Below are 2254 nucleotides of genomic sequence, written 5' to 3' on the forward strand. Positions count from 1 at the left end.
TGCCACTGTGGGCGATGCCGCCGGCTCCGCCGGCTCCGCCGCCACCGAACAAGCCGATGGCGCTACCCCCGCCGCCGCCGAAGACTTCGTTGCCGCCGGCCGGGGTGGTTTCGCCGGTACCGCCGGTACCGCCGGCGCCGCCGTGGCCCCCGCCGCCGCCGGTGCCGTTGATTCCGCCGCTGGAGTTGCCGCCAGCCCCACCGGCGCCGCCATGCCCGCCTTGACCGCCTTGGCCGGCAAAACCCTGGACAAGGGCGCCGTCGGCGGCGCCGCCCCTACCGCGGGCACCACCGGCTCCCCCCGTACCGCCCTGGCCGCCGGCGCCGGCCTGTCCGAAGAACCCTCCACCGGTGCCGCCGGCCCCACCGGCACCGGCGTCACCGCCATCGCCACCGATTCCCCCGCTGCCCCCCAGAAGGGTAGGCAGGTTGTTGACCCCGTCTGCGCCGGTGCCGCCGGTGCCGCCCAGGCCGCCATTGCCGCCCAGGCCGCCCGCACCGCCATGCCCGCCGCCACGGTCGATACTGCGGTAGCGCCCGCGCCTCCGCCGCCGCCGGCGCCGCCTGATCCGCCACCGGTGGCGCCTGCACCGCCGCTGCCACCCGTGCCGCCGACTCCCAGAGCCTGGGGGAGCCCTCCAGCCGAAGTGAAGGCGAGGCCGCCGCTGCCGCCGGTCCCGCCGTCGCCGCCAGTGCCGCTGCCACCCCCGATCCCGCCGGCACCGACGTGGCCGCCCGTGCCGCCGGAGGGACGGGCGGTATCGGCGCCAACAATGGTGTTTTTCTCAACAGCGGAGGTGCCGGGGGCACCTTCGGCGTTGGCGGCTTCGGCGGGCACGGCGTGGTTGCCAACAGCAATGACGGGGGCGCCGGTCAGCCCTAACAAAGTCAACCGCGAGGCGGCCTCGAGCCGAGCAGCCGCAAGAATCTCGCAAGTCGCCGACTTTAATCTACGGCCCCACAAGGGATTAGGAGCCGTAGATGTCCTCTTTCGTGCAGGTAGACCCGGAGATCCTCACCGCCGCGTCCGCGGACTTGGACGCGATCGGATCCGCGATCAGGTCCGCCAATACGACGGCGGCCGCCTCGACGACCGCTGTGGTGGCCGCGGCGCAGGACGAGGTCTCGGCCGCGATCTCCCAGCTGTTCGGCAGCTATGCCCAGGAGTTCCACTCGCTCAGCGCACAGGCGGCGCTTTTCCATGACCAATTCGTGCAGTCGCTCACGTCGGGCGGTGGGCAGTATGCGGCCGCCGAGGCGGCCAACGCCGACCCGCTGACGTCCCTGGTCGGGGAAATCCAGAGCCTGGGCTTGCCGCCCGGTCCGGTCAAGCTGCTGACCGGCCGCCCGCTGATCGGCAACGGGGCCAACGGGGCGCCGGGCACGGGGCAGGCCGGCGGCGACGGCGGTTGGCTGATCGGCAACGGCGGCAATGGTGGGTCGGGCGGCGCCGGTCAGACCGGCGGCGCCGGCGGGTCGGCGGGATTGTGGGGTCACGGCGGCGACGGCGGAACCGGTGGAAGCGGCAAGGCCCTGATCGGCGGCGCCGGCGGGAACGGCGGGCCCGGCGGGGCCAACGGGTGGATCGGCGGCGGCCCGGGCGGGGCCGGCGGCGCCGGCGGGACCGGCGGCTCTGGGGTCTTCGGCGGGAAAGGCGGTCACGGCGGAGACGGCGGCGCCGGGGGGGCCAACCGGCAACTGCTTTCCCTGTTCGGCGCCGGCGGTGCCGGCGGAGCGGGCGGCCTTGGCGGCACCGGCGCGGCCGGCGTCGACAGCAACTCGGCCGGCGGCACCGGCGGACCCGGCGGTAATGGCGGAGCCGGCGGCCACGGCGGGGCCGGCGGCGCGAACCAGGCCCTGCTGGGCGGCGCCGCGGGGTCGGGCGGAAACGGCGGCGGCGGCGGCCATGCCGGACACGGCGGGGGCGGCGGAGACGGCATCGCGGCCGGCGGAACCGGGGGCGCCGGAGGTATCGGCGGCGCCGCCGGCGCCGGCGGGGCCGGCGGGACCGGCGGAGGACTCTTCGGACAGGCCGGCAGCGGCGGCGCGGGCGGTACCGGCGGAGGCGGCGGTACCGGCGGCACAGGCGGCAACGTCAGCGGAAACGTCTTCGGCAGCGTGGCCGGCCAGGGCGGCCAGGGGGGCCATGGCGGCGCCGGCGGCGCCGGGGGCAACTCCAGCGGCAGCGGCGGCAACGGCGGCGGCGGCGGCACCGGCGGCGACGGGGCGGCGGCGGCAACGGCACCAACGGCACC

General features: G+C 77.0%; 1 protein-coding gene and 1 pseudogene. One reads left to right on the forward strand and one right to left on the reverse strand.

Features of this window, described 5'->3' with window-relative positions; all coding sequences use genetic code 11:
• A pseudogene (locus A9X00_RS32500) lies at positions 1-837 on the reverse strand (hypothetical protein); the annotation flags it as partial.
• Positions 838-980: 143 nt separating this feature from the next.
• Here A9X00_RS32500 and A9X00_RS11125 point away from each other — a divergent pair.
• The coding region (locus A9X00_RS11125; RefSeq protein ID WP_156772036.1) for a PE family protein at positions 981-2254 on the forward strand (1274 nt) is incomplete at its 3' end.

The organism is Mycobacterium sp. 1245805.9 (assembly GCF_001672915.1).
GTDB lineage: Bacteria > Actinomycetota > Actinomycetes > Mycobacteriales > Mycobacteriaceae > Mycobacterium.